The following is a 17,388-nucleotide window of genomic DNA, read 5'->3' as shown; positions in this document are numbered from 1 at the left end:
CACCGCCATCGCGAGCAGGAATCTGGGTTGAGCCCGTAGGAGCGAGGCTTGCCCGCGAACCGGCCAGTCCATCCAACATCAATGTCGTCAGGTTTGGCGCCTTAACTGACTGGCATTAGGGCAAGCCTCGCTCCTACAAGGAATCCGGGCCTGACACGGGGGGTGTGTTCGCCGTGGACCAGGGTGGGAGCGGGCTTGCTCGCGAAGGCAGTGTGTCAGCCGACATTGATGTTGGATCATTCCCACAGGTTGATCTATCAGCCAGCAAAAAGCCCACCCAGCGCGTCAACGCTGGGTGGGCTTTTTAGTGGTGCGGGTGGGGGTCAGACCTTGACGATCCAACCCGCTGGCGCTTCGATGTCGCCGGTTTGCACGCCGGTCAGCTCTTTGTAGAGCTTCTGGGTGATCGGGCCGACTTCGGTTTCGCTGTGGAACACGTGCAGGTGGTCGTTGTAGCTGATCCCGCCAATCGGTGTGATCACGGCGGCAGTGCCACAGGCACCGGCTTCCTTGAAGTCTGCCAGCTTGTCGATGAGCACGTCGCCCTCAATCACTTCCAGGCCCAGGCGGGTCTTGGCCAGTTCGATCAGCGACAGGCGGGTGATGCCTGGCAGGACCGACGGGGATTTGGGGGTGATGAATTTATTGTCGTGGGTGATCCCGAAGAAGTTGGCCGAGCCGACTTCTTCGATCTTGGAGTGGGTCATCGGGTCCAGGTAGATGCAGTCGGCGAAGTTCGCCTTCTTGGCCTGGGAACCGGGCATCAGGCTGGCCGCGTAGTTGCCACCGACCTTGGCCGCGCCGGTGCCTTGTGGCGCGGCACGGTCGAAGCTGGAGATCAGGAAGTTGTGCGGGGTCAGGCCACCCTTGAAGTAGGCGCCGACCGGGATGCAGAAGATCGAGAAGATGAACTCGGGCGCGGTGCGTACGCCGATGTTGTCACCCACGCCGATCACGAACGGACGCAGGTACAGCGCGCCGCCGGTGCCGTAAGGCGGGATGAAACGCTCGTTGGCACGGACCACGGCCTTGCAGGCCTCGATGAAGACCTCGGTGTCGACGTGCGGCATCAGCAGGCGGGCGCAGCTGCGCTGCATGCGCAGGGCGTTCTGGTCCGGGCGGAACAGGTTGATCGAGCCGTCCTTGCAGCGATAGGCCTTCATGCCTTCGAAGCATTGCTGGCCGTAGTGCAGGGCGGTCGAGCCCTCGCTGATGTGCAGCACGTTGTCTTCGGTCAACGCGCCCTCGTCCCAGGAACCGTTACGCCAGTGCGACAGATACCGCTTGTCTGTCTTGATGTAGTCAAAACCCAGCTTGTCCCAATTGATGCTTTCGTTACCCATGACACCCTCTATCACTTAACAATCGCCTGAACGGTTCAAGGCTTCTGACGTTTTCTTGGATGGGCACAACAATACTTCATTCCGGGGCTGTTTCGCAGCCTGGAATGCAAACCTTGTAGGCGCGAGGCCCGCCCGCGAGCCGGGCTCTACGGTGTATCGGGTGCTCCGCGTCATCATTCTTCGCGGGCAAGCCTCGCTCCTACGGGGAGGTTACACGTGCAACGCATGCCCCAATGCGCGCAACGCCGCTTCCTGCACGGCTTCACCCAGGGTCGGGTGGGCATGGATGGTGCCGGCGATGTCTTCCAGGCGTGCGCCCATTTCCAGGCTCTGGCCGAACGCCGTCGACAGTTCGGATACGCCGACGCCCACCGCCTGCCAGCCGACAATCAAGTGATTGTCCCGGCGCGCCACCACCCGCACAAAGCCACTCTTGGATTCCAGGGTCATCGCCCGGCCATTGGCGGCGAACGGGAAGCTCGCCACGATGCAGTCCAGGCCCGCGGCCTGGGCTTGATCCGGGGTCTGGCCGACTACCACCAGTTCCGGGTCGGTGAAGCACACGGCGGCGATGGCGGTCGGGTTGAACTCGCGGGTCTTGCCGGCGATCAGTTCGGCGACCATCTCGCCCTGGGCCATGGCGCGGTGGGCCAGCATCGGCTCGCCGCTGACATCGCCAATGGCCCAGACGTTGCGCATGCTGGTGGCACAGCGGCTGTCGATCTTGATGGCGGCGCCATTCATGGTCAGGTTCAGGGCCTCCAGGTTCCAGCCCTGGGTGTTGGGCTTGCGTCCGACCGCCACCAGCACGCGTTCGGTTTCCAGCTCCAGGGTGTCGCCGTCGGGTGTCAGAACCTGCAACGTATTTTGTTTTGAATCAAAGCCTTGGACGCTATGCTTCAAGTAAAGCTTGATCCCGAGTTTGTTCAGCTCATCCTGCACCGGCTTGGTCAGTTCGCCGTCGTAGGCGGGCAGGATGCGATCCTGGGCCTCGACCACACTGACCTCGGCGCCGAGCTTGCGGTAGGCAATCCCCAGCTCCAGGCCGATGTAGCCGCCGCCGACCACGATCAGGTGCTTGGGCACGCTTTTCGGGGCCAGGGCTTCGGTGGACGAGAGAATCGGCCCGCCAATCGGCAGCATCGGCAGGTTGACGCTGTGGGAGCCGGTCGCCAGCAGCAGGTGCTCGCACTGGATGCGGGTATCGCCGACGTCAACGGTCTTGCCGTCGACGACCTTGGCCCAGCCATTGATCACGCGAACCTTGTGCTTCTTCAGCAGGGCGGCGACGCCGGTGGTCAGGCGGTCGACGATGCCGTCCTTCCACTCGATGCTCTTGCCGATGTTCAGGGTCGGTGCCGCCACGCTGATGCCCAGGGCCGAGTGCAGGCTGTGGTTCTGGGTCTGGTGGAACTGCTCGGCGACGTGAATCAGCGCCTTGGACGGAATGCAGCCGATGTTCAGGCAGGTGCCGCCCAGCGCCTGGCCCTCGACGACGATGGTGTTGATGCCCAGTTGGCCGGCGCGGATCGCCGCCACATAACCGCCAGGGCCGCCGCCGATGATCAGCAGCGTGGTGTTCAGAGTCTGTTGCATGCCTTACTCCAGAAACAGCGTGGCGGGTTGTTCGAGCAGGCCGCGCAGGGCCTGGATGAATTGCGCCGCGTCCATGCCGTCGACCACTCGGTGATCGAAGGAGCTGGAAAGGTTCATCATCTTGCGGACCACGATCTGGCCCTTGATCACCATCGGCCGCTCGACGATCTTGTTGACGCCGACGATGGCCACTTCCGGCAGGTTCAGCACCGGGGTGCTGACGATGCCGCCCAAGGCGCCAAGGCTGGTGAGGGTGATGCTGGAGCCGGACAGTTCGTCGCGGCTGGCCTTGCCATTGCGCGCGGCGCTGGCGAGGCGGGCGATTTCGCCGGCGGTGTCCCATAGGCTGCGGGCTTCGGCGTGACGCACCACTGGCACCATCAGGCCGATGTCGCTTTGGGTGGCGACGCCCACGTGCACCGCCCCCAGGCGGGTGATGACTTGGGCTTCGTCGTCGTAGCGCGCGTTGATCTGCGGGAAGTCACGCAGGGCGACGACCATCGCCCGCACCAGGAAGGGTAACAGGGTCAGTTTGCCGCGTGTGGCGCCGTGTTTTTCGTTGAGGTGGGCGCGCAGTTCTTCCACGGCCGTGACGTCGATTTCTTCGACATAGCTGAAGTGGGCGGCGCGTTGGGTGGCGTCCTGCATGCGCTGGGCGATCTTGCGGCGCATGCCGATCACCGGGATTTGCTGCTCATCGTGGCGCTCGCGGTAGCCGGCGCCTGCACTCGACTGCATCGAGGGACCCTGCGCCAGGTAGGCGTCGAGGTCTTCGTGCAGGATGCGGCCGGCGGGGCCACTGCCCTGGACCAGGCGCAACTGGATGCCGGCATCGAGGGCATGCTTGCGCACGGCCGGCGATGCCAGCGGGCGTTCGTCGGCCTCGCGGGCGACCGGCGCCTGGGGCGCTGGGCGAGCGGCGGGCGCAGGCTTGCTGGCGACCACCGGCTCAGTCTTGGGCGCAGGCGCGGCGGCTTTTACCGGCGCAGGCGTCACGGGTTCGGCCGCAACCGTCTGGGTCGATTCCTTGACGTTGCCGGCCCCTTCAACCTCGATGCTGATCAGGATGCTGCCCACCGCCATCACTTCCCCCGGCTGGCCGCCGAGGGCAATCACCTTGCCGTGGACCGGCGAGGGAATGTCCACCATCGCCTTGTCGGTCATCACATCGGCCAGGACCTGGTCCTCGACCACCATGTCGCCGACCTGGACGTGCCAGACCGACAGTTCAACTTCTGCGATGCCTTCGCCAATGTCCGGCATCTTGATAACGTGCGTGCCCATTCAGACCTCCATGACCCGTTTCAACGCCGCGCCCACTCGGGACGGCCCAGGGAAATACGCCCACTCCTGCGCGTGGGGGTAGGGGGTGTCCCAACCGGTGACGCGCTCGATGGGCGCTTCCAGGTAGTGGAAGCAGTGCTCTTGCACCAGCGCCACCAGTTCGGCGCCGAACCCGCAGGTGCGTGTGGCTTCGTGGACCACCACGCAACGGCCGGTTTTCTTCACCGAGTTGACGATGGTTTCCAGGTCCAGCGGCCACAGGCTGCGCAGGTCAATGACTTCGGCGTCGATGCCGGTTTCCTCGGCGGCGACTTGCGACACATAGACCGTGGTGCCGTAGGTCAGGACGGTGACCGCCTTGCCCGGACGGGTGATGGCGGCAACGTCCAGCGGCACGGTGTAGTAACCGTCCGGGACTTGCGCGGCGGGGTGCTTGGACCACGGGGTTACCGGGCGATCGTGGTGGCCGTCGAACGGGCCGTTGTACAGGCGCTTGGGCTCCAGGAAAATCACCGGGTCATCGTTCTCGATGGAGGCGATCAGCAAGCCCTTGGCGTCGTAGGGGTTGGACGGCATCACGGTGCGCAGCCCACAGACCTGGGTGAACATCGCCTCGATGCTCTGGCTGTGGGTCTGGCCGCCGTAGATGCCGCCGCCGCAGGGCATGCGCAGGGTCATCGGCGCGGTGAATTCGCCGGCCGAGCGATAGCGCAGGCGGGCGGCTTCGGAAATGATCTGGTCGGAGGCGGGGTAGACATAGTCGGCGAACTGGATCTCGGCCACCGGGCGCAAGCCATAGGCGCCCATGCCGACGGCGACGCCGACGATGCCGCTCTCGGAGATCGGCGCATCGAACACCCGCGAGGTGCCGTACTTGCTCTGCAGGCCTTCGGTGCAGCGGAACACGCCGCCGAAGTAGCCGACGTCCTGGCCGAAGACCACGACGTTGTCATCGCGCTCAAGCATCACGTCCATGGCCGAGCGCAGGGCCTGGATCATGGTCATGGTGGTCGTGGTCATGGCGGTTTCCAACTCGATGTGGTTGTTGTGATCGTTCATGTCAGATCCCCAGCTCCTGGCGTTGGCGCTTCAAGTGCTCGGGCATCTCTTTGTAGACGTCCTCGAACATGGTCGCGGCGCTTGGGATCTGGCCGCCGGCGAGGGTGCCGTACTGTTCGGCTTCTTTCTGCGCGGCGATCACCTGGGCTTCCAGCTCGGCGCTGACGGCGCTGTGCTCGTCTTCGGACCAGTGGCCGATCTTGATCAGGTGCTGCTTGAGGCGGGCAATCGGGTCGCCGAGCGGGAAGTGACTCCAGTCATCGGCCGGGCGGTATTTGGACGGATCGTCGGAGGTCGAGTGCGGGCCGGCGCGGTAGGTGACCCATTCGATCATGGTCGGCCCCAGGTTGCGCCGGGCGCGTTCGGCGGCCCAGGCGGAGGCGGCATAGACCGCGACAAAATCGTTGCCGTCGACCCGCAGCGAGGCAATCCCGCAGCCCACGCCGCGTCCGGCGAAGGTGGTGGCTTCACCGCCGGCAATCGCCTGGAACGTGGAGATGGCCCACTGGTTGTTGACCACGTTGAGGATCACCGGGGCGCGGTACACGTGGGCGAAGGTCAGGGCGGTGTGGAAGTCCGACTCTGCGGTGGCGCCGTCGCCGATCCAGGCCGAGGCAATCTTGGTGTCGCCCTTGATCGCCGAGGCCATGCCCCAGCCCACGCCTTGTACGAACTGGGTCGCGAGGTTGCCGGAAATGGTGAAGAAACCGTGATCGCGCACCGAGTACATGATCGGCAACTGGCGGCCCTTGAGCGGATCGCGCTCGTTGGACAGCAACTGGCAGATCAAGTCCACCAGCGGCACTTCGCGGGCCATCAGGATGCTTTGCTGGCGGTAGGTGGGGAAGCACATGTCGTCGATGTTCAAGGCCAGGGCCTGGGCGCTGCCGATGGCTTCCTCGCCCAGGCTCTGCATGTAGAACGACATTTTTTTCTGGCGCTGGGCGACCACCATGCGGTTGTCGAAGATCCGCGTCTTGAGCATGGCGCGCATGCCTTTACGCAGGATCTCCACCGGCACGCCTTCGGCCCACGGGCCCAGGGCGTTGCCTTGGTCGTCGAGCACGCGGATCAGGCCACGGGCCAGGTCGGCCGTGTCGGCGGGTTCGACGTCGATGGGAGGTTTGCGCACGGTGCCCGCATCAGTCAGGTGCAGGTAGGAGAAGTCGGTCTTGCAACCGGGACGGCCCGAGGGTTCGGGAACGTGCAGGCGCAGCGGTTCATACGCTTGGTTCATGGCTTCTACGCTCGATCTTGTGAATTTCTTGTAGTGAGCTGACAAGTTCTCTTCGGATGGAAGGAATCTTGTCCTACAACAATCATAGGCCCGGCCAAGGAGAATATTTATCTCAGTTTCATTGCGCCCAAGATCATTTGAGGATAAAAAATCTGCATAAACATAAAAAATAGGTGGTTTTATCTCATGCGCAAACTAGATCGTACGGATATCGGCATTCTCAACCGCCTCCAGGAGAACGCGCGGATCACCAATGCCGACCTGGCACGCTCGGTGAATCTGTCGCCGACGCCGTGTTTCAATCGGGTCAAGGCCATGGAAGAACTGGGCCTGATTCGCGAACAGGTCACACTGCTCGACGCCGACCTGCTGGGGCTGCACGTCAACGTGTTCATTCATGTCAGCCTGGAGAAGCAGGTCGAAGAAGCCCTGGCGCACTTCGAGGCGGCCATCGCCGACCGGCCGGAGGTGATGGAGTGCTACTTGATGGCCGGCGACCCGGATTACCTGATCCGGGTGCTGGTGCCCACCATTCAATCGCTGGAACGGTTCATGATGGACTTTCTGACCAAGGTCCCGGGCGTGGCGAACATCCGCTCCAGCTTCGCGCTCAAGCAGGTGCGCTACAAGACCGCGCTGCCGTTGCCGGCAGGCGGTTTGATGCTAACCGGTAAATGATGAGCGTCAGGCGTACAGGTAGCCTAGCGCCATGGTATCGAGGGTCTGTTGGACCGTGAACGTCCTGGGCCACGGCGCAGGCCTGTCGAGGGCCTGAAAGGTCAGGGTGGAATTGAGGTCGTAGCCGGGCGCATTGCCTGCCGGCAGGTAAGCAGGCTCGCCCGGGTGCAGACGTTTCCAGCGCTCCCACAGGCGGTCAAGGTTGCAGTGGTGCAGGAAAAAGACCGGGTCGTTGGGGGAGCCAGGATCTAGCATGTTGCCCCCCACCACGGCATGGGGTGGACTGTGAAGGTTCAGCTCGCTGGTTTTTTCCCAGCAGTCCTCGGGTGACCAGTAGGGCGTTCGCGTAAGGGCGATGTTCACGTCCTGCTCCGTTGGCAGTCTTAGGGTGGATGAGGCGTCTGCGGAGCGGCGGCGCAGCCCGGGGTCTCCTTGGTCCTCTTCCCATACCCTCACTTCGAACTGCCCTCGCGCATAGGCGAACGGCCCGCTTTCAACGCGATCGTTGTTGTTGGGGTTACCGCTGCCGCCGAGAAAATCCTCGGTGAACGGTGTGTGGGCTTCGTCGTCCCAATCCCAATAGGGAAGGGTGATGTCCCAGCGGCCGCTGGCGCTTTGCAACGCTATTTCAAATTCGCGCAGGAAGACCCGGTGCCATGGGTAGAACAGTGGGCCGCCATGTGGCCGTGGAACGAGCAGGTTGGGGCCAACCATTGCGTTTTTGTGGACCTCGGCAAAGTCGTCATAGCGAGTTTGTTGGCCCGGCCGCAGGACGCTGGGCACGTCGTTCTTGAGGGTGAGAATGGCTTGGATAAAGTCCTGTTTTTGTTGCGGTGACAGGTTGCGGTAATTAGGTCGAATGTCCATTGCTGACGAAAACTCCATGTTTTCTGGAAGGAGTCCTATTAGTACGGCAGTACGATGGTCTCTGCGGCCGGCCCTTTCAGGGACGTGGCGTAGGATCGCTCTTCGCTTGGTGTGGTGCAGCCGCCAGGCCATTGGGTCGGGCAAGTCGGTTTCGGGGCAAATGAGTGTATGAAAATGTGGCAGGCACTTATCCTGTCGCACATCGGTACCGGGCGTTCCCGGCTTTTTGTCACAGATCACGAGTGCGCTATGTTGCTGGCAAGTATTTTTGGCGTGGTAATGGGCGTGGTGCTGGGCTTGACCGGTGCCGGTGGCGGGATTCTTGCGGTGCCGGCCCTGGTGCTGGGGTTGGGCTGGAACATGACCCAGGCCGCTCCCGTGGCGTTGTTTGCGGTGGGCAGCGCGGCGGCGGTCGGGGCCCTCGACGGTTTGCGCCATGGCTTGGTGCGCTATCGGGCGGCGCTGTTGATTGCGGTGCTCGGGGCGTTGTTTTCGCCGCTGGGGATCTACGTGGCCCACCAGTTGCCGGACAACGTCCTGATGATCCTGTTCAGCGCACTGATGGTCTTGGTGGCGTGGCGCATGCTGCGCCGCGAGCAGCCGGCGCCTGGCCCAAGTGACCATGGCCAGGCCAACTGGGGGCAAAAGAACTGCATGCTGGACCAACAGACCGGGCGCTTCTCCTGGACCGCCAAGTGCACCGCCACGCTGGCGGGCCTCGGCGCGGTGACGGGCGTGGTCTCGGGCTTGCTCGGGGTCGGCGGCGGGTTTCTCATCGTGCCGGCGTTCAAGCAACTGACGGACGTGCAGATGCGCGGCATTGTCGCCACGTCCCTGATGGTCATCAGCCTGATTTCGGCGATTGGCGTGCTGGGCGCGTTTCACGCCGGGGTCAGGATCGACAGCCAGGGCGTGGCATTCATTGTCGCCAGCATCCTGGGCATGATCATTGGCCGTCGCCTGTGTGCCCGCGTGCCGGCCCGGGCCTTGCAAATGGGGTTTGCCAGCGTGTGCCTGGTGGTGGCCGGGTACATGCTGCTCAAGGCCTGAGGCTACAGGGGTGGCAACGTACCCAGCAGGGAGACCGCCGCTACCGCCGCGACGCCGAACAGCCACTCCAGCATCACGCTGTTGCGCAAGGTTGCCAGGCGTTGTTCGCAGTCCTTGATCCGTAGACGATTGAACAACGCCAGGCCCAGCATGACGCCCACCAGCAGCACCTTGATCGACAGGATCAGGGCAAAGCCCGACAGCAGCGGTGTGGGCCACAGGGCGCCGGTCAGGACCCGCACGTTGATCAGGCCGGTGACCAGCAAGCCACCGACCAACCCATACCCGACGCCGCTGAAGCGGAGCAGGATCGGGCCGATGCCATGGCCGGCCGGCTTGCGCAGGATCATCGCCAGGACCATCAGGCCACCGAGCCAGGCGCCGACACAGGCCAGGTGAATGATTTGATTGAGGATCAGCAACTGGCCGCCGAGGCCATCGAGCATGGCGCCGTGGCCCACCGGGGCCAGGGTCATCAGCAGCAGGCTGGTGAGGCCCAGGCGCAGGGGAGGCGATTTGTTCAGCGGGCTGAGCACGCACACCAGCAACAGCAGGTTGAACAGCAGGTGCCAACGCCAGACCTGGCCGAAGAAGGTGCTACCCAGTACCCGCAGCAGCGACGGTCCGTCGAGCGTGCCGGCCATGCTCAGGGTAATCAGCAGCAGCCAGGCCACCGCGCTGCACAGGGCGAACCCAGCGAGCCAGCGGCTTTGGCGGGCGAGGCATTGGTCCAATGCCGGGGTGTGCGGCGCCTGGCGCAGCAGCCAGGGCTTTAACACTCCCGCACCGAAGAGCAACAGCACGGCAGTGAAATGCAGGAAGCGGCACAGGACCAGCGCAGTCGCCATCGGTTACGGGCTCACCTTGAAGCGGTAGGCACCGTCGCTCTTGTGGGTGTCGACGGACACGGCGTGCCACTGGACGTTGTAGTCGCCAGCGGTCAGGGGGGCGGCGGGGGTGACGACCAGGGTCTTCTTGTCAGCGCCGTCGGTGGCGATGGCTTTGACCGCCACCGCGGCACCGTCCTTGCTGATCGTGACGGTGCTGAAGCTCGCTTCGACACCTTCGGAGAACACCAGGCGCAACTCGGCGGGGGCGGCGACGGTGCTGTCGGCGGCAGGCGTGCTGCTTTTGAGGTGGGTGTGGGCAAACACCGAAGACGCGGCGAGCAGCGAGCCGAGCAGGGCAGCGGTGGTCAGGGCGTTTTTCAGCAGCATCGGTTAGACCTCTGGGACGGGGTTGAAGAGGCGCAAGTCTACCTAGGGCGCGGGGGCGATACGACGTTTTTGTTGGGTCGACAGTCCCGCTTTTGGCGCAAGCACTGCCTTACGGCCAAAGGCGCGGGCTTGCTATAGTCCGGGCTTCATTTTTGTGCCTGCAAGGATTACTGCCATGCCCGAATACCAAGCCTTTCGCGTCGAACTGGCCGACAACATCGCCCATGTGCAGATCAACCGCCCGGAAAAGATCAACGCGATGAACGCGGTGTTCTGGACCGAGATCATCGATATCTTCCAGTGGATCGATGACACCGACGCCGTGCGCGCGGTGGTAATCAGCGGCGCCGGCAAGCATTTCTCCTCGGGCATCGACTTGATGATGTTGGCGTCGGTGGCCACCGAGATGGGCAAGGATGCGGGGCGCAATGCCCGTCTGTTGCGGCGCAAGATCCTGGCGCTGCAAGCCTCGTTCAACGCCGTCGATAACTGCCGCAAGCCGGTCCTCGCGGCGATCCAGGGCTATTGCCTGGGCGGTGCCATCGACCTGATTTCGGCCTGTGACATGCGCTATGCCGCCGAGGATGCACAGTTCTCGATCAAGGAGATTGATATCGGCATGGCCGCCGATGTCGGTACCCTGCAACGCTTGCCGCGCATCATCGGTGACGGCATGCTGCGTGAACTGGCTTACACCGGGCGCACGTTTGGCGCGGATGAGGCGCGCACGATAGGCTTGGTCAACCGGGTCTACCCGGACGCGGCCAGCCTGCTGGACGGGGTGATGGGCATTGCCCGCGAGATCGCCAGCAAGTCGCCGATTGCCATCGCCGGCAGCAAGGCAATGATCAGCTACATGCGCGATCACAGCATCAATGACGGCCTGGAATACGTCGCCACCTGGAACGCCGCCATGCTGCAATCCAACGATCTGCGCGTGGCCATGGCCGCCCATATGAGCAAACAGCAACCCGAATTCGCGGACTGAGCACATGACTTCTCGCTGGACCACCGCAGTACTGGACACTGATATCGCTGGCGGTTGGGCCGTTGCCCGCAGCCCCGAAGGCTTTTTGTACGACGACAACGGCGCGCTATTCCCCCGGGAATGGCTCAAGCGCCAGGAGCTGTCGGTCCTCGCCGAGCACGGTATCGGCCACCTGGACGGCGAGCCGGTGTACTTGCTGGAACTCAAGTCGTCCAGCGCGGTGCCGGGCTGCAACTGGAAGGGCCTGCGGGCGTTCATGCTCGACGGCGATCACACGGTGTACAAAGTGCTGGGCTACGCCGCGCAAATCGGCACCTGGGCCCGCGAGCATCGCTTCTGTGGCAACTGTGGCCAGCCCACGGCCCAGGTGCCCCGCGAGCGGGCGATGTACTGCCAGCCGTGTGACCTGCGCAGCTATCCACGGATTTCCCCGAGCATGATCGTACTGATCACTCGGGGGGACGAGATTTTGTTGGCCCGTTCACCGCGCTTTGTCCCCGGGGTCTACAGCACCCTGGCCGGGTTCGCCGAGCCGGGGGAGTCCGCCGAGGATTGCCTGGTGCGCGAGGTGCGCGAAGAGGTGCAGATCGAGGTCAAGAACATTCAGTACCTGGGCAGCCAGTGCTGGCCGTTCCCGCACTCGATGATGCTGGGGTTCCATGCCGAGTACGCCGGCGGCGAGATTGTGCCGCAGGCGGATGAGATCGAAGACGCCCAGTGGTTCAACATCCATGCACTGCCGCCGCTGCCGGCGTCACGCTCGATTGCCCGCTACCTGATCGACGTCTACGTGGCGCGCCGTTTAGGCCACGCTGAACCAGTGCTGCCAGGCTAGGCGCACGGTCAGGCCCAGCACCACGGTAATGAACACCGGGCGAATGAACTTCGCCCCACCGCTGATGGCGGTGCGTGCGCCGAAGAACGCACCGACCATCACGGCCATGCCCATGCTCAGGCCGATAATCCAATCCACCTGCCCGGAAAAGATGAACACCGACAGCGCGGCGGCGTTGCTGACGAAGTTCATGCTGCGCGCCACGCCACTGGCCTTGACCAGGTCGATGGGGTAGAGCAACAGGCTGCTGACAGTCCAGAAGGCACCGGTGCCGGGGCCCGCCACGCCATCATAAAAGCCCAGGCTAAAGCCCTGGGTGGACTGCCACTTCTTCTTGATCGGTGCATCACTGTCCAGCGGTGTCTTGGGTGTGCCGCCAAACAGCAGGTAGACGCCGCAGGCAAACACGATCACGGGCAGCATCTTGTTCAGCCACTCGGCCGGCAGGAAGTGGGCGACGGTTGCGCCGGTCAGTGCACCAATCAGGGTGCCGACGATCGCGTGTATCCACTGCCTGGGGTGGAACAATTTGCGCCGGTAGAAGGTAAAGCTGGCGATGGCCGAGCCGAACGTTGCGCTGAGTTTGTTGGTGCCCAGCACCAGGTGCGGCGGCAGGCCCGCAGTGAGCAACGCCGGGGTGGTCAGCAGGCCGCCGCCGCCGGCGATGGCATCGATGAAGCCGGCGATGAACGCGACGGCGATCAGGATCGCCAGGGTGGTGAGGTCTACGCTGAGTTCGAAAGGCATGGGATCGACTTATTCGTTGGGGCACTGGGCTGGGGTGAGGCAGGGCGCCATCTTACCGATAACCACCGTCTGCGGCGACCGGTCGCTCAGGCCATTACAGACAGTAACAAGACCGGGGCCAATCCTTGGTGTAAGCTCGTCGGCTCTTCGGATTTGACCCATTTGCGAGCCCTATGCCGTCGCTTTTCAAACGTTCCCTGTTGCCCAAACTGCGCGGTTTTGCGCTGACCGCCGAGGCGGTCACTGTCCTGTCGGGCGCAGCCGAGTTCCGTCGTTGCCTGCTGGAGCAAATCGCCCAGGCGACCCAGCGTATCTATATCGTCGCGCTGTACTTGCAGCACGATGAGGCCGGTCAGGAAATCCTCGACGCCCTGCATGCCGCCAAGGCGGCGCGTCCAGCGTTGGACATCGTGGTCGTGGTGGACTGGCTGCGGGCCCAGCGTGGCCTGATTGGCGCCGGCAAACAGCCGGGCAATGCGGCCTGGTATCAGCAGCAGACCCGCGAGCACGCCAGTGAAGTGCCGGTGTACGGCGTGCCGGTGCAGACCCGCGAGCTGTTCGGCGTGTTGCACCTCAAGGGCTTTGTGATCGATGACTGCGTGATCTACAGCGGCGCGAGCCTGAACAACGTCTACCTGCACAAGTTCGACAAGTACCGCTTCGACCGATATCACCTGTTGAATTGCCCTCCGCTGGCCGACTCCATGCAGCACCTGGTGCAGCATGGCCTGGTCGCGTCCAAGGCGGTGCACCGCCTGGACCTGCCGAACTTGCCGACCACCCGCAGCTTGCGCAATGACATTGGCGATCTGCGCAGCCGTCTCAAGCATGCGGCCTACGACACCACCGAGGGCTCGCTGGCCAAGGACGGATTGTCGGTTACGCCGCTGCTGGGGGTGGGCAAGAACAATCCGTTGAACCGGGTCATCTGCGAGTTGATTGCCAGCGCCCGGCATCAGTTGACCATCTGCACGCCCTATTTCAACCTGCCGTTGCCGGTGACCCGTGAAATCAATCGTGCCCTGGCGCGCGGGGTGAAGGTCGACATCGTCATTGGCGACAAGACGGCCAACGACTTCTATATACCGCCGAGCGAGCCATTCAAGGTGATTGCGGCGCTGCCCTACCTCTACGAAATCAGCCTGCGCCGCTTCGCCAAGCGGCATCAGCGGGTGATCGACAGTGGCCTGTTGAACCTGCACCTGTGGCGCGAAGGTGACAATACCTATCACCTCAAGGGCATGTGGATCGACGAGCGCTACACCTTGTTGACCGGCAACAACCTCAACCCGCGGGCGTTCCGCCTGGACCTGGAAAACGCCTTGCTGATCGATGATCCCAAGGGCGAGTTGCAGGGGCCTCGGCGTACCGAGCTTGGCGATATTTTGCGTAACACCCGCCGCATCGAGCGCTACCAGCAACTGGAGACCTTGCTGGAGTACCCGCCGGCCGTCAGCACGTTTCTGCGGCGGGTCAGCCGGATGCGTGTTGAACGCTTGCTCTATCGCATTTTGTAGGGTTTTGCCGCTGGCCATGCGGCGACCAACAGCAGTAACCCGGCCGCGACCAGGTAGGGCAACCTTGGGTCCAGGGCGTAGATCAGCGTACCCGCCAATGGCCCGATGACGACGCCAAACCCTTGGGCGGCACCGATACTCCCGGCCGTAGCGCCTTGCTCCGAGGCCTCCACGGCGTTGGCGGCCAGGGCGGCGAAGGACGGGAAGATCCAACCCATGCCGCCGGCCGAGACGAAGAAGCACAGCCACAGTCCCCATGACGTATCGGCGAACAGGCTGCCGGCAAAGCCCGTGCCGGCAATCACCGCGCCCACGCGAATCAGGCGCAAGGGTGGCCATGCCAACTGGCGCACGATCAATTGCGAGCAAATCAGCGCGAGGCCGACCATGGTCAGGGCGATCCCGGCCGTTTGCGCGGCATCGGTGGGGCTCATGCCGAGTCTGTCGATGGCATAGAACCCCACGGTGATCTGCGCAATCGATACACACAGCATCGCCACGAATGCGACGGCCATCGGGCGCCGCAGGCGCGGATCGTTCAGGCGTACGCTACGCGGCGCCTGCTTGAGGTGCAGTTCCTGGCCCTTGAGCTTGAAGCGCAGCGCCAGGAACGCCAGTAGCGGCAGCACGGCCATGGCATAGAACGGCAGGCTCAGGCTGTAGCGTGACAGCAGTGCGGCGATGGCGGGCCCGATCACCAGGCCGCACGCGTTGGCGGCCCCCAGTGAGGCCATGGCACGGCCGCGAAATTTAGGTTCGATGTGATCGGCGATCAGCGCGTTGCCACCCACCGGAATCGCGGCATAGAAGATGCCGATGATCCCGCGCCCGGCCATCAAGCCGATAAACCCCAGCAAGGTCGAGGGCAGCAGGTGCAGCGAGACGTCGATGAACACGCACAGCGCCCAGTAGGCGAGGGTGAAGCCGGCGGTGCCGAGCAGCAAGATGTGCCGCCGGCCGAGGCGGTCGCTGAGCTGGCCCCAGGGCCGGGCAAAGATCATCCACAGTACGCCGGACACCGTTACCGCGGCACCGGCCTGCCAGGTCTGCAAGCCGAGGACCCGCGAGATGGGGCCGATCAGTGAAACGAACGCCATCATTGCCATCGTGCAGGCCATGTTGGCGAAGAGCAGGGGGCGCAGGTCGAAGGTTGACTCGCTCGGCAGGTCATCGGAGGTGAGCGATGGGGTTGGCATAGGCGCTCGTCCATGAAAGTGTGCGTTCTGAAGCGTTACAGGGATAACGGTTCGAGGCAGGGTTTTATCAGAGACGTCGATCATACGTGTCGCGTCCATAAACACAAAAGCCCTGTCACAGGGACAGGGCTTTGGCGTGAAGCTCGCTGCGAGAGACGGGGTGCTTAGAACACCACGCCCTGGCTACGCAGGTAGTCGTCGTAGGTGCCGCTGAAGTCGATCACGCCACTTGGGCTCAGCTCGATGATGCGCGTGGCCAGGGACGAAACGAACTCACGGTCATGGCTGACGAAGATCAGGGTGCCGGGGTAGTTTTCCAGCGCCAGGTTCAGCGACTCGATGGATTCCATGTCCAAGTGGTTGGTCGGTTCGTCCATGATCAGCACGTTGGGCTTTTGCAGGATCAGCTTGCCGAACAGCATGCGACCTTGCTCACCACCGGAGATGACCTTGACCGACTTGAGGATGTCATCGTTGGAGAACAGCATGCGGCCCAGGGTGCCGCGAACCACTTGCTCGCCTTCCTTGGTCCAGCGGCCCATCCAGTCGAACAGGTTGGATTCGTCTTCGAAGTCCGAGGCGTGGTCCTGGGCGTAGTAGCCCAGCTCAGCCGCTTCGGTCCACTTGACGGTGCCGGCATCCGGGGACAGTTCGTTGACCAGGGTGCGCAGCAGGGTGGTCTTGCCGATACCGTTCGGACCGATGATCGCCACGCGCTCGCCGGCTTCGACCTGGAAGCTGAAGTCCTTGAACAAGGTTTTGCCGTCGAAGCCTTTGGCCATACCCTCGACAATGACCGCCTGGCGGTGCAGCTTCTTGGTCTGGTCGAAGCGGATGAACGGGCTCACACGGCTCGAAGGCTTGACCTCGGCCAGTTGGATCTTGTCGATCGCCTTGGCGCGGGAAGTGGCCTGCTTGGCTTTCGAGGCGTTGGCCGAGAAGCGGCTGACGAACGATTGCAGCTCGGAAATCTGTGCTTTCTTCTTGGCGTTGTCCGACAGCAACTGCTCGCGGGACTGGGTCGCCACGGTCATGTACTCGTCGTAGTTGCCCGGGAACAGGCGCAGCTCGCCGTAGTCCAGGTCCGCCATGTGGGTGCAGACGCTGTTCAGGAAGTGACGGTCGTGAGAGATGATGATCATCAAGCTCGAACGTTGGGTGAGGATGTTTTCCAGCCAGCGGATGGTGTTGATGTCCAGGTGGTTGGTGGGCTCGTCGAGCAGCAGCACTTCCGGATCGGAAAACAGTGCCTGGGCCAGCAACACTCGCAGTTTCCAGCCTGGCGACACTTCGCTCATCGGGCCGTTGTGCTGCTCGATGCCGATACCCAGGCCCAGCAGCAATTCACCGGCGCGGGATTCGGCGGTGTAGCCGTCCATCTCGGCGAAGTCGGTTTCCAGCTCGGCGACCGCCATGCCGTCTTCTTCGGTCATTTCCGGCAGCGAGTAGATGCGATCGCGCTCGGCCTTGACCTTCCACAGCTCTTCGTGACCCATGATCACGGTGTCGAGCACGGTGAATTCTTCGTAGGCGAACTGGTCCTGGCGCAATTTACCCAGGCGCACGTTCGGCTCAAGCATGACCTGTCCGCCGGACGGATCAAGGTCGCCGCCGAGGATCTTCATGAAGGTCGACTTGCCGCAACCGTTGGCGCCGATCAGGCCATAGCGGTTGCCCGCACCAAATTTAACCGAAACGTTCTCGAACAATGGCTTGGCGCCGAACTGCATCGTGATGTTAGCTGTGGAGATCAATTACTTTACCTTTCAATAGC

At 63.2% G+C, this 17,388-nt stretch carries 16 protein-coding genes; 5 read left to right on the top strand and 11 right to left on the bottom strand.

Going from position 1 to position 17,388, the window contains the following annotated elements:
- Positions 1–323: 323 nt before the first annotated feature.
- The 5 genes from BMW74_RS17025 to BMW74_RS17005 form a co-directional block, all read right to left on the bottom strand.
- Positions 324–1,343 carry a branched-chain amino acid aminotransferase gene (locus tag BMW74_RS17025; protein ID WP_093423833.1) on the bottom strand — a complete coding sequence of 340 codons (1,020 nt, stop codon included), beginning with the start codon at positions 1,341–1,343 and terminating at the stop codon, positions 324–326.
- Positions 1,344–1,553: 210 nt separating this feature from the next.
- Complete coding sequence (gene lpdA, locus BMW74_RS17020; protein ID WP_093423828.1) at positions 1,554–2,939, bottom strand: dihydrolipoyl dehydrogenase; 1,386 nt, start codon at positions 2,937–2,939, stop codon at positions 1,554–1,556.
- 3 nt (positions 2,940–2,942) lie between these two features.
- A complete protein-coding gene (locus tag BMW74_RS17015) occupies positions 2,943–4,223 on the bottom strand; it encodes a dihydrolipoamide acetyltransferase family protein (protein ID WP_093423823.1) in 1,281 nt (426 codons plus the stop codon).
- Positions 4,224–5,282, bottom strand: a complete 1,059-nt coding sequence (locus tag BMW74_RS17010) for an alpha-ketoacid dehydrogenase subunit beta (protein WP_093423818.1) — start codon at positions 5,280–5,282, stop codon at positions 4,224–4,226.
- Position 5,283: 1 nt separating this feature from the next.
- On the bottom strand, positions 5,284–6,519 hold the full coding sequence (locus tag BMW74_RS17005; RefSeq protein ID WP_093423813.1) for a 3-methyl-2-oxobutanoate dehydrogenase (2-methylpropanoyl-transferring) subunit alpha: 1,236 nt from the start codon (positions 6,517–6,519) through the stop codon (positions 5,284–5,286).
- Positions 6,520–6,705: 186 nt separating this feature from the next.
- On the opposite strand from BMW74_RS17005, the gene bkdR reads away from it, so the two are divergent.
- Positions 6,706–7,197, top strand: a complete 492-nt coding sequence (gene bkdR, locus BMW74_RS17000) for a Bkd operon transcriptional regulator BkdR (RefSeq protein WP_093423808.1) — start codon at positions 6,706–6,708, stop codon at positions 7,195–7,197.
- 6 nt (positions 7,198–7,203) lie between these two features.
- Here the strand turns inward: bkdR and BMW74_RS16995 are convergent, their stop codons facing one another.
- Positions 7,204–8,064, bottom strand: a complete 861-nt coding sequence (locus tag BMW74_RS16995; RefSeq protein WP_093423804.1) for a tyrosinase family protein — start codon at positions 8,062–8,064, stop codon at positions 7,204–7,206.
- Positions 8,065–8,313: 249 nt separating this feature from the next.
- On the opposite strand from BMW74_RS16995, the gene BMW74_RS16990 reads away from it, so the two are divergent.
- Positions 8,314–9,114 carry a sulfite exporter TauE/SafE family protein gene (locus tag BMW74_RS16990; protein WP_093423799.1) on the top strand — a complete coding sequence of 267 codons (801 nt, stop codon included), beginning with the start codon at positions 8,314–8,316 and terminating at the stop codon, positions 9,112–9,114.
- Positions 9,115–9,116: 2 nt separating this feature from the next.
- Here the strand turns inward: BMW74_RS16990 and copD are convergent, their stop codons facing one another.
- Positions 9,117–9,962: a copper homeostasis membrane protein CopD gene (copD, locus tag BMW74_RS16985; RefSeq protein ID WP_093423795.1), complete on the bottom strand. Its 846-nt coding sequence runs from the start codon at positions 9,960–9,962 to the stop codon at positions 9,117–9,119.
- 3 nt (positions 9,963–9,965) lie between these two features.
- Positions 9,966–10,331: a copper homeostasis periplasmic binding protein CopC gene (copC, locus tag BMW74_RS16980; protein ID WP_093423792.1), complete on the bottom strand. Its 366-nt coding sequence runs from the start codon at positions 10,329–10,331 to the stop codon at positions 9,966–9,968.
- A 175-nt stretch (positions 10,332–10,506) separates the two neighbouring features.
- Between copC and BMW74_RS16975 the strand changes: the two genes are divergently transcribed.
- Both BMW74_RS16975 and nudC read left to right on the top strand, forming a co-directional pair.
- Positions 10,507–11,319 carry a crotonase/enoyl-CoA hydratase family protein gene (locus BMW74_RS16975; protein WP_093423789.1) on the top strand — a complete coding sequence of 271 codons (813 nt, stop codon included), beginning with the start codon at positions 10,507–10,509 and terminating at the stop codon, positions 11,317–11,319.
- Positions 11,320–11,323: 4 nt separating this feature from the next.
- Positions 11,324–12,154 (top strand): NAD(+) diphosphatase, encoded by an 831-nt coding sequence (gene nudC, locus BMW74_RS16970; RefSeq protein ID WP_093423786.1) that lies wholly within the window; start codon positions 11,324–11,326, stop codon positions 12,152–12,154.
- Here nudC and BMW74_RS16965 read toward each other — a convergent pair.
- A complete protein-coding gene (locus BMW74_RS16965; protein ID WP_093423783.1) occupies positions 12,122–12,901 on the bottom strand; it encodes a TSUP family transporter in 780 nt (259 codons plus the stop codon). The two genes, nudC and BMW74_RS16965, sit on opposite strands and share 33 nt — an antisense overlap.
- Before the next feature lie 173 nt (positions 12,902–13,074).
- Between BMW74_RS16965 and pssA the strand changes: the two genes are divergently transcribed.
- Positions 13,075–14,418: a CDP-diacylglycerol--serine O-phosphatidyltransferase gene (pssA, locus tag BMW74_RS16960; protein ID WP_093423780.1), complete on the top strand. Its 1,344-nt coding sequence runs from the start codon at positions 13,075–13,077 to the stop codon at positions 14,416–14,418.
- Here pssA and BMW74_RS16955 read toward each other — a convergent pair.
- Positions 14,403–15,614, bottom strand: a complete 1,212-nt coding sequence (locus BMW74_RS16955; protein ID WP_093423777.1) for an MFS transporter — start codon at positions 15,612–15,614, stop codon at positions 14,403–14,405. The two genes, pssA and BMW74_RS16955, sit on opposite strands and share 16 nt — an antisense overlap.
- A gap of 164 nt (positions 15,615–15,778) precedes the next feature.
- Positions 15,779–17,368, bottom strand: coding sequence for an ABC-F family ATPase (locus tag BMW74_RS16950; protein ID WP_093423774.1), 1,590 nt, complete (start codon positions 17,366–17,368; stop codon positions 15,779–15,781).
- Positions 17,369–17,388 lie beyond the last annotated feature (20 nt).

Origin of the sequence: Pseudomonas sp. ok272 (genome assembly GCF_900109995.1) — a bacterium.
In the GTDB taxonomy this organism is placed as follows: Bacteria; Pseudomonadota; Gammaproteobacteria; order Pseudomonadales; family Pseudomonadaceae; genus Aquipseudomonas.
The sequence above is the reverse complement of the archived record's forward strand: the minus strand, read 5'-3'. Positions and strand labels throughout refer to the sequence as shown.